Genomic DNA, 13,852 nt, shown 5'->3' with positions numbered 1-13,852 from the left:
AGGGGAAAGCGGCGGTCACTTCACCGAGCCCGCCATCACCCCCTGGACGAAGTGCCGCTGGAAGGCGAAGAAGACGATCAGCGGGACCACCAGGGACAGGAACGCCCCGGGCGCGAGGACGCCGATGTTGCTCCCGAACTGCCGCATCTGGGACTGCAGGGCGACCGTGAGCGGCTGGGACCCGCTGTCCGCGAAGAGCAGCGCCACGAGCATGTCGTTCCAGACCCAGAGGAACTGGAAGATGGCCAGGCTCGCGATCGCCGGGCGGCCGAGCGGCAGCACCAGCCGGGAGAAGATCCGCCACTCGCTGCCGCCGTCCATCCGGGCGGCTTCCAGCATCTCGCGCGGTATCTCGGCGAAGTAGTTGCGGAGCAGGAAGATCGCGAACGGCAGGCCGTAGGCGACGTGGAAGAGGACGACACCCGCGACCGTGCCGAACAGCCCGACCGCGCCGAAGAGTTTGGCCACGGGCAGCAGCCCGATCTGAACGGGCACCACCAGCAGTCCGACGACCACCAGGAAGACGGCGTCCCGGCCGGGGAACTCCAGCCACGCGAAGGCGTATCCGGCGAGTGCCGCGATGGCGACCACCAGGGCGGTGGTCGGCACGGAGATCAGGACGGTGTTACCGAAGGCCGCCGCGATACCGGAGTCCTTCAGCAGGGCGCTGTAGTTGTCGAGGGACAGCTGGGACGGGTCGGTGAGCGCGGTCCACCAGCCGTCGGAGGCGTTGTCGCCCTCGGAACGCATGGAGGAGATGAGCAGGCCCGCCAGCGGGGTGATCCACACCAGGGCGACCAGGATCAGCGCACCCTGGACGAGGGAGTTGCTCAGCAGGCGCGACAGCCGCTTCCCGCGCCGGCGCCCGGGTCCGCGTACGGCCCCCAGCGCCGACGGGCCGGGGACGGGGCGGACCGCCGCCGTCCGCCGGGACGGCGGACGCTCGATCGTGCCGTGGCCGCTCATGCTCCACTCCTTCGGAAGCGCCGGATGTTGAAGACCATCGCCGGGACGACGAGCAGGAGGAGCACCACGCTGAGCGCGCTGCCGAGCCCCTGGTCGTTGCCGCCGCCGAAGGAGACCAGCCACATGCGCGTGGCCAGCACGTTCGCCTCTTCCTGGACCGGTCCGGGCGCGATGATGTAGACGAGGTCGAAGACCTTCATCACGTTGATCACCAGGGTCACGAAGACGACGGTGAGCACCGGAGCGAGCAGTGGCACGGTGATCTTGCGGAAGATCTGGCCCTCGGAGGCACCGTCCATCCGCGCGGCCTCCAGGGCGTCCCGCGGGATGGCCGCGAGGCCGGCGCCGATCAGGACCATCGCGAAGCCGGTCCACACCCACAGGTAGGCACCGATGATGGCCGGTGTCACCAGCGCCGGACCGAGCCAGTTCACCCCCTGGTACGGGGCCGCAAAGTTGGCCGCGGGCAACCTGACCGTGTACGGGCCGTCGGCCAGCCCGGTGAAGCGGAACGACCCGTCTTCGGCCGTGACGGCGGTGGCGGCCACCCGGCCGTCCCGTACGGCCTCGACCGTCATGCCGGGCAGCCCGTTCTCGCCCGGGTCGATGCGGCCCGGGGTACCGGCCCCGCCGGGGGCGAAGTCCAGGTAGACCACACCCCCGATGGTGTCCGGCCGGGGCTCGGCGGGGGCCGCGGCCTTCGCTCCGGCCGGCATCGCGCCGGGTGCCACCCCGAGGAAGCCGAGACCGACCGAGCGGCCGGGAAGGACGGCCTCCTCGGTGCTGTACGGGCCGCCCGGCCCGCCGGTGAGGCCCTGGCCCTCCCGGGCCCGGGCCGTCGGATAGGCGGCGGTGTCCACGAAGCTGTCGTGGACGCCGGTGACGGCGGCGTTGAGCACGCCCCGGGCCGGGTCCTGGTCGTAGGCGAGCCGGAAGATGATGCCCGCGGCGAGGAACGACACGGCCATCGGCAGGAAGAGCACGAGCTTGAACGCGGTCGCCCAGCGCACCTTCTCGGTGAGCACGGCGAGCATCAGCCCGAGCCCGGTCAGCAGGGTCGGGGCGACGACGACCCAGAGGGCGCTGTTGCGGATCGCCTTGAGGGTGGCCTGGTCCTGCACGATCGCCGCGTAGTTGGCGGCTCCTACGAAGCGGTCGCCGTCGGCGTCGAAGAGGCTGCGGCCGAAGGAGAAGAGGACCGGGTAGACGACCAGCGCGCCGAGCAGCAGCAGGGCGGGCAGGACGAAGACGACCGCGAGGCGGCGTTTCCTCCGCTGGGCCCGGCGCCGCCCGTCGGCCGTGCCGCGGGCGGCGGTCATGGTGTCAGCCATGGGAGCCGCCTCAGTTCCCGTAGGCCTTGGCGGCCTCGGCCTCGAGCTTCGCTGCCGTGCCGCGCGGGTCCGACGGGTCGCGCAGGAAGTCCTGGAGGAGCTTCCACTCGCCCGCTCCCTTGGTCCCGCCGAACGCGGCCGGGGCCTGGTCCGACATGTCGAAGCGGATCGAGTCGCCCGCCGCGATGAGCGAGTTGGCGGTGCTGCGGGTGATCTCGTCACCGTACGAGGCGATGTCGAGCTCCTTGTTCGGGGACAGGAAGCCGCCGGCGCGGGCCCAGACCTCGGCGGCCTCGGAGCCGGACAGGAATTCGAGCAGCTTCATGCCGGCCTTGCCGTTCTTCGCGTCCTTCAGGACGACGGCCGCGTCACCGCCGCTGACGACCGGCGCCTTGCCGCCGTCGACCGCGGGGAACGGGAAGAACTTGGCGTCCTTGCCGAGCTTCTTGCCGAACTGGTCCTTGGCGATGCCGCCGACGAAGTCGCCCTCGTAGACCATGCCGGCCTTGGGGTCGGGTCCGAAGACCTGTGCCACCGACGAGGGGAAGTCGGTGCCCAGCGCCGTCTGGGCCCCGCCGGCGACGAGCTGCTTGTCCTTGAACAGTTCGCCGAGGGTGGTCAGCGCCTTGACGACGCTGTCGTCGGTCCACTTGAGCTTGTGCTGGGCGAGCTGGTCGTACTTCTCCGGTCCGGCCTGGGAGAGGTAGACGTTCTCGAACCAGTCGGTGAGGGTCCAGCCGTCCTCGCCGGCTATGGCGAAGGCGGGGCGGCCGGAGTCGGCGAGGGTGCGGCCGGCCTTCAGCATGTCGGCGTAGCTCGTGGGCTCGTTGACACCGGCCTGGACGAAGGCCTCCGGGGTGTACCAGACGGTCGACTTGTGGGCGGCCTTGAAGTAGAGGCCGTAGTACGTGCCGTCGACGGTGCCGTAGTTCTTCCACACCGGGGCGAGGGTGGAGCCGGCCTTCCGGGCGGCCTCGTCGGACAGGGGCTGGAGCCAGCCCTCCTTCGCGAACTGCTGGAGCACACCCACCTGGGGAACCAGCACCACGTCGGGCGCGTTGCCGCCTTCGATCTTGCTTCCGACGAAGGTGGAGACGTTGTCGCCGGAAGGTACGAAGACCGTCTTGGCGCCGGTCTTCTCGGTGAAGGCGTCCAGGACCTTCTTGAAGTTCTGCTGCTCGCTGCCGGTCCAGACGCCCGCCACGGTCACGGTCTGGCCGCTCAGTTCGCCGCCGCTCCCGGGTCCGGTGGCGTTGCCGCAGGCCGTGGCACCGAGGGCGAGAGCGAGGGCCGCCGATGCGGTGGCCGCGGTGCGCCGGGTCGTCTTGCTGGGTCGTCGCATGAGGGAGTCCTTGTCTGGAGGTCAGGAAGAGGCGGTGGAAGAAGGCGGTGGAAGGAGGCGAGGGGAGGAGGCGAGGGGAGGAGGACGGGGGGAGGAGGGCGGGGAGGTCAGGGGTCGCGGGTCACGGGGCCGGGCATTCGGCCGTCCACCAGGCGGCGGTCGCCGCGGGCAGGACCCCGTCGGGACAGGGGCCGCTGGCGAGCAGCGGAGTCCCCGGGACCGGGGCGGGTACCGGTTCGGTGCCGAAGTTCACCGCGCAGACCAGCCCGTCGCCGCGGGTGATCGCCAGGACCTGGGGAGGCGCGTCCAGCCAGCGCAGGGGGCCTTCGCCGAGCTGGGGCAGGGTGCGCCGCAGCTGCAGCCCGTCGCGGTAGAGGTGCCAGAAGGAACGGGTGTCGGCCAGGGCGCGGTCGGTCGCGTGCTCGGCGAACCATTCGGGCTGCGGCAGCCACGGCTTGGCCCCGGCCGCTTCCCCGGAGAAGCCGAACGGGGAGGCGTGCCCGGACCAGGGCAGCGGCACGCGGCAGCCGTCCCGGACGTGCTTGCGGCTGCCTGTACGGTGGAAGATCGGGTCGGTGAGGACCTCGTCGGGCAGGTCGAGGACCTCGGGGAGGCCGAGCTCCTCGCCCTGGTAGACGTAGGCGGCGCCGGGCAGTGCGAGCATCAGGAGGGCCGCGGCGCGGGCGCGGACGGCCCCCAGTCCGCTGCCTTCCACCCCGGGCTCGCCCGCGTAGCGGGTGACGGTGCGGACCTGGTCGTGGTTGTTGAGGACCCAGGTGACGGTGGAGCCGGTTCCGGCGATGTCGCGCATCGCGTCGGTGATCGTCGTGCGGAAGGCGTCGGCGTCCCAGGGGGCGCTCAGCAGGTCGAAGAAGAACGCCTGGTGCAGTTCGTCGGGGCGGACGTACTCGGCGTGCTCGCGCGCGGTGGGCACGGACACCTCGCCGACCAGCAGCCGTTCGCGGCCGTCCCGGGCGGTGTACTCCTCGCAGACCGAGCGCCAGCGCCGCCAGACGCCGTGGACCTCGGGCTGGTTCCAGGCCAGCTGGTTGACGGCGTCGCGGGCCCGCTCGTCGGCCCCGGGGTCGTCCGAGTCGGGCAGCGCGGGGTGCTTGAACAGCCCGGCGGCGACGTCGATGCGGAAGCCGTCGACCCCGCGGTCCAGCCAGAAGCGCAGCACCTCCTCGAAGTCGTCGCCCACGGCCGGATCGCGCCAGTTCAGGTCGGGCTGCTCGGGCGTGAAGAGGTGCAGGTACCACTCGCCGGGGGCGCCGTCGGGCCCGGTGGTCCGGCTCCAGGCGGGACCGCCGAACATCGCGTGCCAGTTGTTGGGAGGCTCGGCCCCGTCCGGGCCGCGGCCGGGCGCGAAGTGGAAGCGGGCGCGCTCCGCACTGCCCGGCTCCGCGGCGAGCGCGCTCCGGAACCACGGGTGCTCGCTGGAGCAGTGGTTGGGAACGATGTCGAGGAGCAGCTTCAGCCCGAGCCGGCGGGCGTCGGCCACCAGCCGGTCGAACTCCGCGAGGTCGCCGTAGACCGGGTCGACGCCGCGGTAGTCGGCGACGTCGTAGCCGTGGTCGTGCTGCGGCGACGGGTAGAAGGGGCTGAGCCAGATGCCGTCGACACCGAGCTTGCGCAGGTAGGGGAGCCCGGCCCGGACGCCGGCCAGGTCCCCGATGCCGTCCCCGGTGCTGTCGAGGAAGCTGCGGACGTAGACCTGGTAGATCACCGCGTCGCGCCACCAAGGGGCCGATGTGGTGGCGGTGGGGGAGGTGTGGCCGGTGGCGGCCGGAAGGGTGCTGAGCATCTCGCGTCGACCTGTCTGCTGAATGCGAGAGCGCCCCGGATCGGTGCGCTGTTATGCATGCATGTTAAGTAGCAGCGACTGGAAGGTGTCAACGATGTGTCCAAAAACAGCGAAAAGCTGGGGTGTTTTGTACGTGATTGCCCGCATGCACGACGAAGGGTCTCTACTTAACATGTAAGTAGAGACCCTTGAAGGAGGAGCGGAGGAGTGCGGTCAGCCCTTGCGGGAGATGGTCCCGAGCTCGCGCGCGAGCCGCGCCGCGGCCTGCTCCGGCGTCTGGCGCAGCGCCAGCACGTCCTGCGCCACGGCCTGCACGGCGAGGCTCACCTGGTCGTAGCGCGGACTCTTGGGACGTGGCACCGCGGACAGCACGCTCTGGCGCAGCGTGGGCAGGTACGGATACGCCCGGATCAGCTCGGGGTCCTCGTACAGCGCGGCGCGCACCGGAGGCAGCGAGCCCTTGGTGAGCACCTGCCGCTGGACCCGCTCACTGGTGAGGTAGGAGATCAGGTCGGCCGCCGACGCCGGATGCCGCGCATGGCTGCTCACGGCGAGGTTGGAGCCGCCCAGCACGCTGGTGCCGGGCCCGTCGCGCCCGGGCAGCGGCACTGCACCGAACCTGCCCGCGACCTTCGACCCCTCCGCGCTCGCGTCCGCGTACACGTAGGGCCAGTTCCGCAGGAACAGCAGCCGGCCGTCCTGGAAGGCCCGCCGCGACTCCTCCTCCTTGTAGCCGAGCGCGTCGCGGGAGATCCAGCCCTCCCGCACACCGTCCGCGAGGAACCGCAGTCCGGCGCGCGCCGCGTCCGAGTCCACGGTCACGCGGGCTCCGTCGTCGCCCAGAATCGATCCGCCCGCCGAGTGCACGGCCTCGGTCACGTTGACCGTGAGCCCCTCGTACGGCAGGAACTGGCCGGCATAACCGTCCAGTCCGTACTTCGGGGCGATCGTGCGCGCCTGGCGGACCAGCTCGTCCCAGGTGCGCGGCGGCTGCTCGCCCTCCCGGTCCAGGATGTCCTTGCGGTAGTACAGCAGTCCCGCGTTGGTGACGTACGGGACCGCGTACAGCCGGCCGTCGAAGGTCGCGGTGTCGACGACGGGCCGCAGGAAGGCGTCCAGCGGGAAGCGCTCACGCCGGAGCGGGGAGATCCACCCGGCCGCCGCGAACTCGGACGTCCAGGCGACGTCGATGTTCAGCACGTCGAACCGGTCACGGCCCGATCGCAGCTCGCTGATCATCTGGGCGCGGGTCTCGTCCGCCGAGTCGGGCAGCTCGACGAGCGTGACGCGCTCGCCGGGATGGGCCTCGTTCCAGTCCTCCAGAAGCGGGGGGAGGTAGCTGGTGAGATCGCCCGCCGTGACGAGCGTCAGAGGGCCGCGGTCGCGGTCCCCGGAAGCCGCGCCCGTCCCGGCGCGGACGCCGAGACCGGTGTATCCCGCCAGTACGACCGCCCCGACCAGGAGAGCTCTACCCGCGGCACGCATCCACCGCATAGATTCCTCCCAGTACACGATCCGGCTGCGTCGCCGACCATCGTGGCCTATATATACCCGTTAGGCATGGGCGATACTAGACGCCCAGGCAGACGAGACGGACGGCGGCGCAACTCGGCCCGCTGCCGAGTGAACCGTTGACTACGGAGCGGGAAGGAGGGGGAGCGAGTGCGGCTGGCGCTCCTTGCGCTCCTCACCCGTAGCCCTGCGCACGGTTACGAGCTGAAGCAGGACCTTGAGAAGCTCCTGGGCGCCGCGTACCCTCAGCCCAACGTCGGCCAGATCTACGTCACCCTCGGACGGCTGGAGAAGAGCGGCCTCATCGAGGGCGAGGACGTCGAACAGTCGGGGCGCCCCAACAAGCGCACGTACAAGCTGACGGACGCCGGACGCGAGGCCGTGCTGGCCTGGTTCGAGGACACCGCCGAGGAGCCCCGGGTACGGGACGAGTTCTTCATGAAGCTCGCCCTCGCACCGCAGTCGGGTCTGGCCGATCCGGTCGCACTGATCAACAAGCAGCGGCGGCAGTACCTCAACACCATGCGGGACCTGTCCAAGCTGGCCGCGGCGGAGGACCGCGACAACAAGATCTCCCAACTGCTGATCGAGGGCGCCATGCTGCACCTGCAGGCCGACCTCGACTGGCTGGAACGCTGCCAGGAGGAGCTGGAATGAGCGACGACGCCACCACCGCCGCTCCCGGCGTGTCCGTCGAGCCCATCGTGCGGGCCGAGGGCCTGACCAAGACGCACCACGGCGAGGGCGTACCGGTGCACGCCGTACGCGGGGTGGACCTGTCCGTCCGGCCCGGCGAGTTCGTCGCGGTCACCGGGCCCTCCGGAGCCGGCAAATCCACGCTCCTGCACCTGATAGGCGGCCTCCAGCGCCCCGACAGCGGGAAACTGTGGATCGGCGGAGAGCGGGTCGACGAGTACCGCGAGGCCCGCTGGGCGGTCCTGCGGCGCCGCAGCATCGGCGTCGTCTTCCAGTTCTTCAACCTGGTCTCCAACCTCACCGTCGCCGACAACGTCGAACTCCCCGCCCTCCTCGCCGGAGCCTCCCCGAAGGCCGCCCGCGCGTCCCGTGCCGAACTGCTCGCCGAACTCGGCCTCGAAGGCCGCGAACGTTCGATGCCCGGCGAGCTGTCCGGCGGCGAACAGCAGCGGGTCGCACTCGCCCGCGCCCTGGTCAACCACCCCGCACTGCTGCTCGCCGACGAACCGGCCGGCAGCCTCGACAGCAAAGGCACCCGCGAGGTGCTGCGGCTGCTCTCCCGGTTCCACCAGCGCGGCCAGACGATCATGATGGTCACCCACGACGCCCGGATGGCCAGCGCCGCCGACCGCGTCATCAGCTTCTTCGACGGGCGCATAGCCGACGACGCACAGCTCGGCGGCGGACGCCGCGGGCCGGCCCGCGGTGTCTCCGGCGTGCTGGACCTGGACCTGGAACTGAAGGAGTGACCGTGCGGGCCACGCTGCGCTGGGCGCACGCCGACTTCCGCGCACACCGCGGCGAAGCCCTCTTCGTCGTCCTGGCCAGCGCCGGGATCATCGCCTCGCTCCTGCTCGCCGGCGCACTGTTCAGCTACGCCGCCAACCCCTGGCAGCGCGTCTTCAACCAGTCCCACGGCGCACACATCTGGCTGCACACCCGGGCCGGTGCGGACACGGCCGCCCTGTCCCGCGTGGACGGGGTCGCCGCCCTCTCCGGGCCCTACCGCACGACGGCTACGACGGTCGAGTCGCGCGGCGCCCGGGTCGGGGTGACGCTGCGCGCGGCCGCGACGGAGCCCCCGGAAACCGGACGGCCGCTCGTCACGGACGGCACCTGGCTCGCCCGGCCGGGCACCACCGGCGACGGCGCGGGTGCCGGCAACGGCGCCCTCGTACTGGAGGCCTCGGTCGCGCGGGCCCTGTGGGCCGAGCCGGGCGACACCGTACGGGTCATCGGACCGGACGGAGCCCCGCACGCACTGCAGGTCAGCGGAATCGCCGAGGTGGCCGAACCCCGCTACCACCCCGGCGGCGGGCCCGGCATCGGCTGGGTCCTCGACGACACCCTCGACGAGGTCGCCCACGGCGACACCGGACAGAGCGTGGGCCTGCGCCTGCGGGATCCGGACGACACCGACTTCACCGTCCAGCGGGCCGTGACCGTCCTCGGCGCCGACCGGGTCGCCCAGGTCACCAAGTGGCAGCAGGCACGGGCCGAGGCCGGCGGCGACGACCGGCTGCTCGGGCAGATGTTCGCCGTCTTCGGGCTCGGCGCGCTGCTCGCGGCCGCGCTCGCCGCCGCCGGAGCGATCGGCGCCCGCGTCCGCGGCCAGCTGCGGGACATCGCGATCCTCAAGGCCGTCGGTTTCACCCCCGGCCAGGTGACCCGCGGCTTCCTCGTACAGCATCTGGCCTTCGCCCTCCTCGGCGTGACCCTCGGCACGGCGGCGATCGCCCTGCTGGGCGCCCGGATACCCGGACGGATCGGGGAGGCGACGGCGGTGTGGCAGGACCTGCCCGGCCACACCGCGCTCATGATCGGCATCCCGTGCGGCGCCGTGCTGCTGATCGCGGCCGCGACCGGGCTCTCGGCCTGGCGGGCCGGACGGGTCCCACCGGTGCCGGTGGCCCGGGCGGCACTGCCGTCCGCCGCGCCGATGACCGCGCTCGGCAGGCGGGCCCTGGGCGTACGGGTACCGCCCGCCCTGGTCCTGGGGTGGCGCGCGGCCTTCCCGCGGCGCGGCCGGACGCTCGTCGCCGTCGCCCGGCTCGCCCTGCCACTGGTCCTCATCACGGTCGCCCTCGTCGCCTGGTCGACGCTGGACCAGTTCCGCAGCCGGCCCGCGCAGATGGGACTGCCCGCGGCACTGACCGTACGGGCCGCGCAGTCGTCCGGGGCGTCCGACGCGGAACTGGAGCGGACCCTCGCGCAGGCCCCGGACGTCGCCGCGGTCCACCCCGGCGCCGAGATGGCGGCGCTCGTGCCGGGCCAGACCGGCACCATCACGCTCCGGGGCCTGGGTACGGCCCGGGACCCGTACCCCTCCAAGGTGGTGGAAGGGCGCGCGGTCAGCGGTCCGGACGAGGCGGTGGCCGGACAGGGGCTGCTCGACCTCCTCGGGGTACGGGTCGGTGCCTGGGTGCGGATGACCGTCGAGGGACGGCCACAGATCCTGCACGTCGTCGGCCGCACCATCGAACCCGAATCCGCGGGCCGGGTGATCACCACGACCGTCGACGCACTGCGCGAGCGCGATCCGGGGCTGCGGCCCGGCTTCCACGCCCTCGTGCTGCGCGAGGGCGCGGACCCCGTGACGGTGAGCGCCGCGCTCGCCGCGGCGGCCGGTGGAACGCTGGAGGTCCGGGAGACGCCCAACCCGGCCGACCGGCTGGAACCGGCGCGCGCGGTGATCGCCGCCCTGATCGCGGTCCTGGCGCTGATCGGGCTGATCGAGCTGCTGACGCTGATCGGCACCGGCGTACGGGACCGGGGCCGGGATCTCCTCGCGCTGAAGGCGATCGGGCTGACGCCCCGGCAGATCGGCGCGATGATCGTGACGGCCGCCGGACTGACGGCGCTGGCATCCGCCGTGGTGGGCACGACGGTGGGGGTGCTGTCCGGCAGGTGGCTGGTGGACACCCAGGGCGCGTCGAGCGGGATCGGCGCGGGCATCGCCCAGCTGCCACCGCTCCCCGTGCTGCTGACCGTGATCGTCGGGGCGGTGCTGGGCGCGGTGGTGGCGGCGGCGCTGCCGGCGACACGGGCGGCACGGCGCCGGCCGGCCGACTCGCTGAGCGAGACTCTCTGACCCTCCGAACGGGCGTGTCGAGTTTCGCCTGCGGCAGCGGCAAGCGGTCCCGCACCTACCCCGCGTGCGCGCCCGGCCGCGTCACCCGCCCTGTGCCTGGCCGGGCTGGCCCGGCGGCCGGGTGTCGGCGAGGTAGTCGAAGGCCAGGCCGCTGGAGGCTTGGCCGCGGCCCGCGTGGGTGCGGGCGCTGAGCCAGAGCGCGACACGGCCGTCGTGCCAGCGGGTCCGGTTGTACGCGAGGGTGAGTTTGGTTCCGGCCTGCGGGACCTCCTCCTCGTTGACGAAGTACTGCCGTCCCGCGTCGAAGCCCTCGCGCAGCAGCGACGTGCGGGGGCGGACCAGTCGGCCGCCGCCGACGACGCTCGGCATCGCCGCGCGCTGGAGCCGGATGTCTCGGTTCTGGTCGGGCACGTGCACGGGGATGAACGGGATCCAGTTCTCCGGTACCGAGCTCATCGCCGTGTACGCCTCGGGGGCGGCCGGAGCGGCGGGCGGTTGCGGGGGGTGCAGGCGCAGCCGGTGCGCGAGGACCTCGGCCGCGGCCTCGGTGCCCCGGCGGGCCTCTCCGTGGGGGAGGGTCACGGTGCGCTCGACGCCCCAGACCATGTTGGCCATCTCGTCCCGGATGAGCGTCACTTCCTCCAGTACCGGCCCTTCCGCGACCTTCGGGACGCTCGACGGCAGCAGCAGACCGGGTCCGGGCCCGTCCACCGCGTCGTCGCCCGTCTTCCCGAGGGCGTTGAGGGAGAACATCGACCAGGGCCGCGGACCCCGGGGCTCACCCTCCGCCTCGTCCCCGCTCTCGCCGGCCGGCTCGATCCACAGCCGCTCCCCGAACACGTCGGTCACCATCAGCCCCCGGATCGAGGCCAGCGTCCCCGCCGGCAGGTCACAGGGCAGGAGGAACCAGTCGTTGCTGTAGACGAGCGCGAACTCCAGGAAGATGAGCCGGGCCAGGTCGGTGCTGTCCGGGCGGACAGCGGCGAAGTTGGTCCGGCCGTCCTCCACCGCCCACCACCGGGGCAGCGGCATTCCGGAGAACCGGACCGGGGCGGGGAAGACCGTACGGTTCAAGACCTGCGGCGCGGCACTTACGACCGCCTCAGCGTCCTCGGCGTCCGCCGCATCCACATCGGCCGGCTCGCCGACCGAGAAAGCGTGCCAGTCCAGGGTCCCGCCAGGGTAGCGGTTCGGCGACGGCCGCGTCGTCCAGGCCGAGCCGGGAGACGAGATCGGGCGGGTTGTCGGCCAGTTCCGCCAGGTCGTCGTCACTCGGCACGGTCGGCGGGAGCGCCTTACGCGGAAGATCGCCCTGAGCCTCCTCCACAATTGCCTCCAGCGCGTCCTTGTGCCCGAGCCCCGGCGCCCACGTCCGGTACGGCCACCTCCCGTTCGTGGAACCGCAGTCCGCGGTGCCGCTTGCCGGCGCGCGCCCAGGAGAAGTCGACCACCTGGGCGATCCAGCCGACGGCACGCTCGGCGAACACGCGCAGCGGGTGGGGCAGATCCGTCCCGCCGGGCGGGTGCGGGGGTGGTGGCGGGCCGGGCAGGAGACGGGTCCGGTCGATGCCGTCCGCGGTGTACTCGATGAGGTCGCCGGGCTGCTGGAAGTGCACGGCGGCGGGCAGGCCGGCCCGGTAGGCGTCCAGGCCGGCCCGGCAGTACGCCACCATCGGCTCCGGCAGCGCGCCCAGCGGATACCAGCCCATGCCGTCACACCGGTCCGGCTCCCTCACCCGGGGCAGGCCCGTCCACCGCCGTACCTCGAAGAAGACGCCGATCCGGGAATTGCCGCCCCGCGGAGGGCGGTGGTGGACGGTGACCGCCGCGGTCACGTCCGGGGCCGCGATGAGGACACCGGTCTCCTCGCGGGCCTCCCGGATCACCGCCTCGACCATGTCCTCGTCCGGGTCGAGATGTCCGGAGGGCAGGTGCCACAGACCGGTCGCGTACACCGGCCCGGCCCGGCGCGACAGCAGCACCTCCGCGCCGCGGCCGCCGTCGCGGCGCAGGACGAGGTGCACGTCGACCGGCACCGTGTGCCGGGGGCCTCCGCTCACGGTGCGGTCCGGGGGCGGCGGCTCCGGCAGCCGCCGGTGCGCGGCACGGAGGCGGGGATCGTGGTCATGGGTGGTTCATGCCCAGTTTGATGCACCAGCGTCATGCCCGGATTCATGTCCGGATTCATGCCCAGCCGAGCTCGGTGTACAGGCGGCCGGCCCGGATGCCCTCGACCGCGGCCCGGGTGTACGGGACGACCGGTTCGGGGAGCTCGTCGGCCGGCCACCAGCCCCAGGACAGGCAGCGGTCGGGTTCGCGCACCTGGGGTGTGCCCTGCCACCGCCGCGCGCGGAACACGAGCTGGATCCGGGGCCGGCCGCCGGGTCCGTCCACCAGGTGCACGACGTGGACCAGTTCCACGTCGCCCGGGTCGATACCCAGGCCGGCCTCCTCCTGCGCCTCCCTCACCAGGCAGGCGACGGCGGATTCCTGCTCGCAGTGTCCGGCGAGGAAGTGGTGGGTGGACGCGGCGAAGGCGGAGTCCGGGTGACGCAGCCCGAGCAGGACCTGACCGTCGCGCTCGAGGTAGAGGTGAGCACCGACGATGTTCCGCCGTGCCCGGCCGCCGGGCCGGGCCTGGGCCGGTACGGCCGGGGCGAGGCCCCGGGCCTGGTGGAGCTCGATGACCTCCGTCGTCCACGGGCACATCGTCAGGAAAGGGATCGTGGCCGCGTCGAAATGGCGGAACATGATGCCTTCGGGACACGGGAGTTCGTCGGCGTCGCCGTCCCAGGCCCCCAGATACACCTGGATAAGGCCCTCGGCCGGCCCGTCCTGCCCGTCCGGCCCGGGCCCGTGGCAGCCGACGATCGTGAACGGCTCCAACGGCACCATCAGGCCGGTCTCTTCGAGGAGTTCCCGCTCGACGGCCCGCGCCGCCGTCTCCTCGCCCTCCCGGCCTCCGCCCGGGATCGACCACGTGCCCGGATCGCAGATGTTCTTGTTGGCGTCGCGCAGGTGCAACAGGTACCGGCCTCGCGAGTCGACCAGCAGCGCGGCGGTGCCGTGCGGTTCGACGGATTCGGTCATCGAAGGCTCCTTCACTGGTG

At 72.5% G+C, this 13,852-nt stretch carries 11 protein-coding genes; 3 read left to right on the top strand and 8 right to left on the bottom strand.

The features are described from left to right. Positions 1-15 precede the first annotated feature (15 nt). From ACFY04_RS17145 to ACFY04_RS17125, 5 genes are all read right to left on the bottom strand, one after another. Positions 16-966, bottom strand: coding sequence for a carbohydrate ABC transporter permease (locus tag ACFY04_RS17145; RefSeq protein WP_389117447.1), 951 nt, complete (start codon positions 964-966; stop codon positions 16-18). After that, a complete protein-coding gene (locus tag ACFY04_RS17140; RefSeq protein ID WP_389117445.1) occupies positions 963-2,297 on the bottom strand; it encodes an ABC transporter permease subunit in 1,335 nt (444 codons plus the stop codon). Before ACFY04_RS17140 ends, ACFY04_RS17145 begins: the two co-directional genes overlap by 4 nt. Before the next feature lie 10 nt (positions 2,298-2,307). Continuing rightward, positions 2,308-3,639 carry an ABC transporter substrate-binding protein gene (locus tag ACFY04_RS17135; RefSeq protein WP_389117443.1) on the bottom strand — a complete coding sequence of 444 codons (1,332 nt, stop codon included), beginning with the start codon at positions 3,637-3,639 and terminating at the stop codon, positions 2,308-2,310. A gap of 121 nt (positions 3,640-3,760) precedes the next feature. Beyond that, the gene (locus tag ACFY04_RS17130; RefSeq protein ID WP_389117441.1) at positions 3,761-5,443 is read right to left on the bottom strand and encodes a glycoside hydrolase family 13 protein; all 1,683 of its coding nucleotides are present in this window, start codon (positions 5,441-5,443) and stop codon (positions 3,761-3,763) included. Positions 5,444-5,656: 213 nt separating this feature from the next. Next, positions 5,657-6,937, bottom strand: a complete 1,281-nt coding sequence (locus ACFY04_RS17125; protein ID WP_389117439.1) for an ABC transporter substrate-binding protein — start codon at positions 6,935-6,937, stop codon at positions 5,657-5,659. Between the two features lie 168 nt (positions 6,938-7,105). Between ACFY04_RS17125 and ACFY04_RS17120 the strand changes: the two genes are divergently transcribed. Genes ACFY04_RS17120 through ACFY04_RS17110 form a run of 3 tightly spaced genes read left to right on the top strand, consistent with a single transcriptional unit; the run spans position 7,106 to position 10,742 of the window. Then, positions 7,106-7,612 carry a PadR family transcriptional regulator gene (locus tag ACFY04_RS17120; protein ID WP_189743464.1) on the top strand — a complete coding sequence of 169 codons (507 nt, stop codon included), beginning with the start codon at positions 7,106-7,108 and terminating at the stop codon, positions 7,610-7,612. Further along, positions 7,609-8,400, top strand: coding sequence for an ABC transporter ATP-binding protein (locus tag ACFY04_RS17115; RefSeq protein WP_389117437.1), 792 nt, complete (start codon positions 7,609-7,611; stop codon positions 8,398-8,400). The genes ACFY04_RS17120 and ACFY04_RS17115 overlap by 4 nt, the downstream gene beginning before the upstream one ends. A 2-nt stretch (positions 8,401-8,402) precedes the next feature. Then, complete coding sequence (locus tag ACFY04_RS17110) at positions 8,403-10,742, top strand: FtsX-like permease family protein (RefSeq protein WP_389117435.1); 2,340 nt, start codon at positions 8,403-8,405, stop codon at positions 10,740-10,742. Positions 10,743-10,823: 81 nt separating this feature from the next. Here the strand turns inward: ACFY04_RS17110 and ACFY04_RS17105 are convergent, their stop codons facing one another. The 3 genes from ACFY04_RS17105 to ACFY04_RS17095 form a co-directional block, all read right to left on the bottom strand. Then, positions 10,824-11,816: a hypothetical protein gene (locus ACFY04_RS17105; protein WP_389117433.1), complete on the bottom strand. Its 993-nt coding sequence runs from the start codon at positions 11,814-11,816 to the stop codon at positions 10,824-10,826. Positions 11,817-12,037: 221 nt separating this feature from the next. Further along, entirely contained in the window at positions 12,038-12,802 is a 765-nt protein-coding gene (locus ACFY04_RS17100) for an NUDIX domain-containing protein (protein WP_389117430.1), read from the bottom strand. A gap of 124 nt (positions 12,803-12,926) precedes the next feature. Then, positions 12,927-13,832: an NUDIX domain-containing protein gene (locus ACFY04_RS17095; RefSeq protein ID WP_389117427.1), complete on the bottom strand. Its 906-nt coding sequence runs from the start codon at positions 13,830-13,832 to the stop codon at positions 12,927-12,929. Positions 13,833-13,852: the final 20 nt, after the last annotated feature.

The organism is Streptomyces sp. NPDC001549 (assembly GCF_042894025.1).
GTDB classification, from domain to species: Bacteria; Actinomycetota; Actinomycetes; order Streptomycetales; family Streptomycetaceae; genus Streptomyces; species Streptomyces kutzneri.
The sequence above is the reverse complement of the archived record's forward strand: the minus strand, read 5'-3'. Positions and strand labels throughout refer to the sequence as shown.

What these genes read in the sequence shown, in the direction of transcription:
- ACFY04_RS17130 (WP_389117441.1), bottom strand. Translation starts at nt 5,443, where the DNA reads ATGCTCAGCACCCTTCCGGCCGCCACCGGCCACACCTCCCCCACCGCC.
- ACFY04_RS17095 (WP_389117427.1), bottom strand. Translation starts at nt 13,832, where the DNA reads ATGACCGAATCCGTCGAACCGCACGGCACCGCCGCGCTGCTGGTCGAC.
- ACFY04_RS17145 (WP_389117447.1), bottom strand. Translation starts at nt 966, where the DNA reads ATGAGCGGCCACGGCACGATCGAGCGTCCGCCGTCCCGGCGGACGGCG.
- ACFY04_RS17140 (WP_389117445.1), bottom strand. Translation starts at nt 2,297, where the DNA reads ATGGCTGACACCATGACCGCCGCCCGCGGCACGGCCGACGGGCGGCGC.
- ACFY04_RS17125 (WP_389117439.1), bottom strand. Translation starts at nt 6,937, where the DNA reads ATGCGGTGGATGCGTGCCGCGGGTAGAGCTCTCCTGGTCGGGGCGGTC.
- ACFY04_RS17115 (WP_389117437.1), top strand. Translation starts at nt 7,609, where the DNA reads ATGAGCGACGACGCCACCACCGCCGCTCCCGGCGTGTCCGTCGAGCCC.
- ACFY04_RS17135 (WP_389117443.1), bottom strand. Translation starts at nt 3,639, where the DNA reads ATGCGACGACCCAGCAAGACGACCCGGCGCACCGCGGCCACCGCATCG.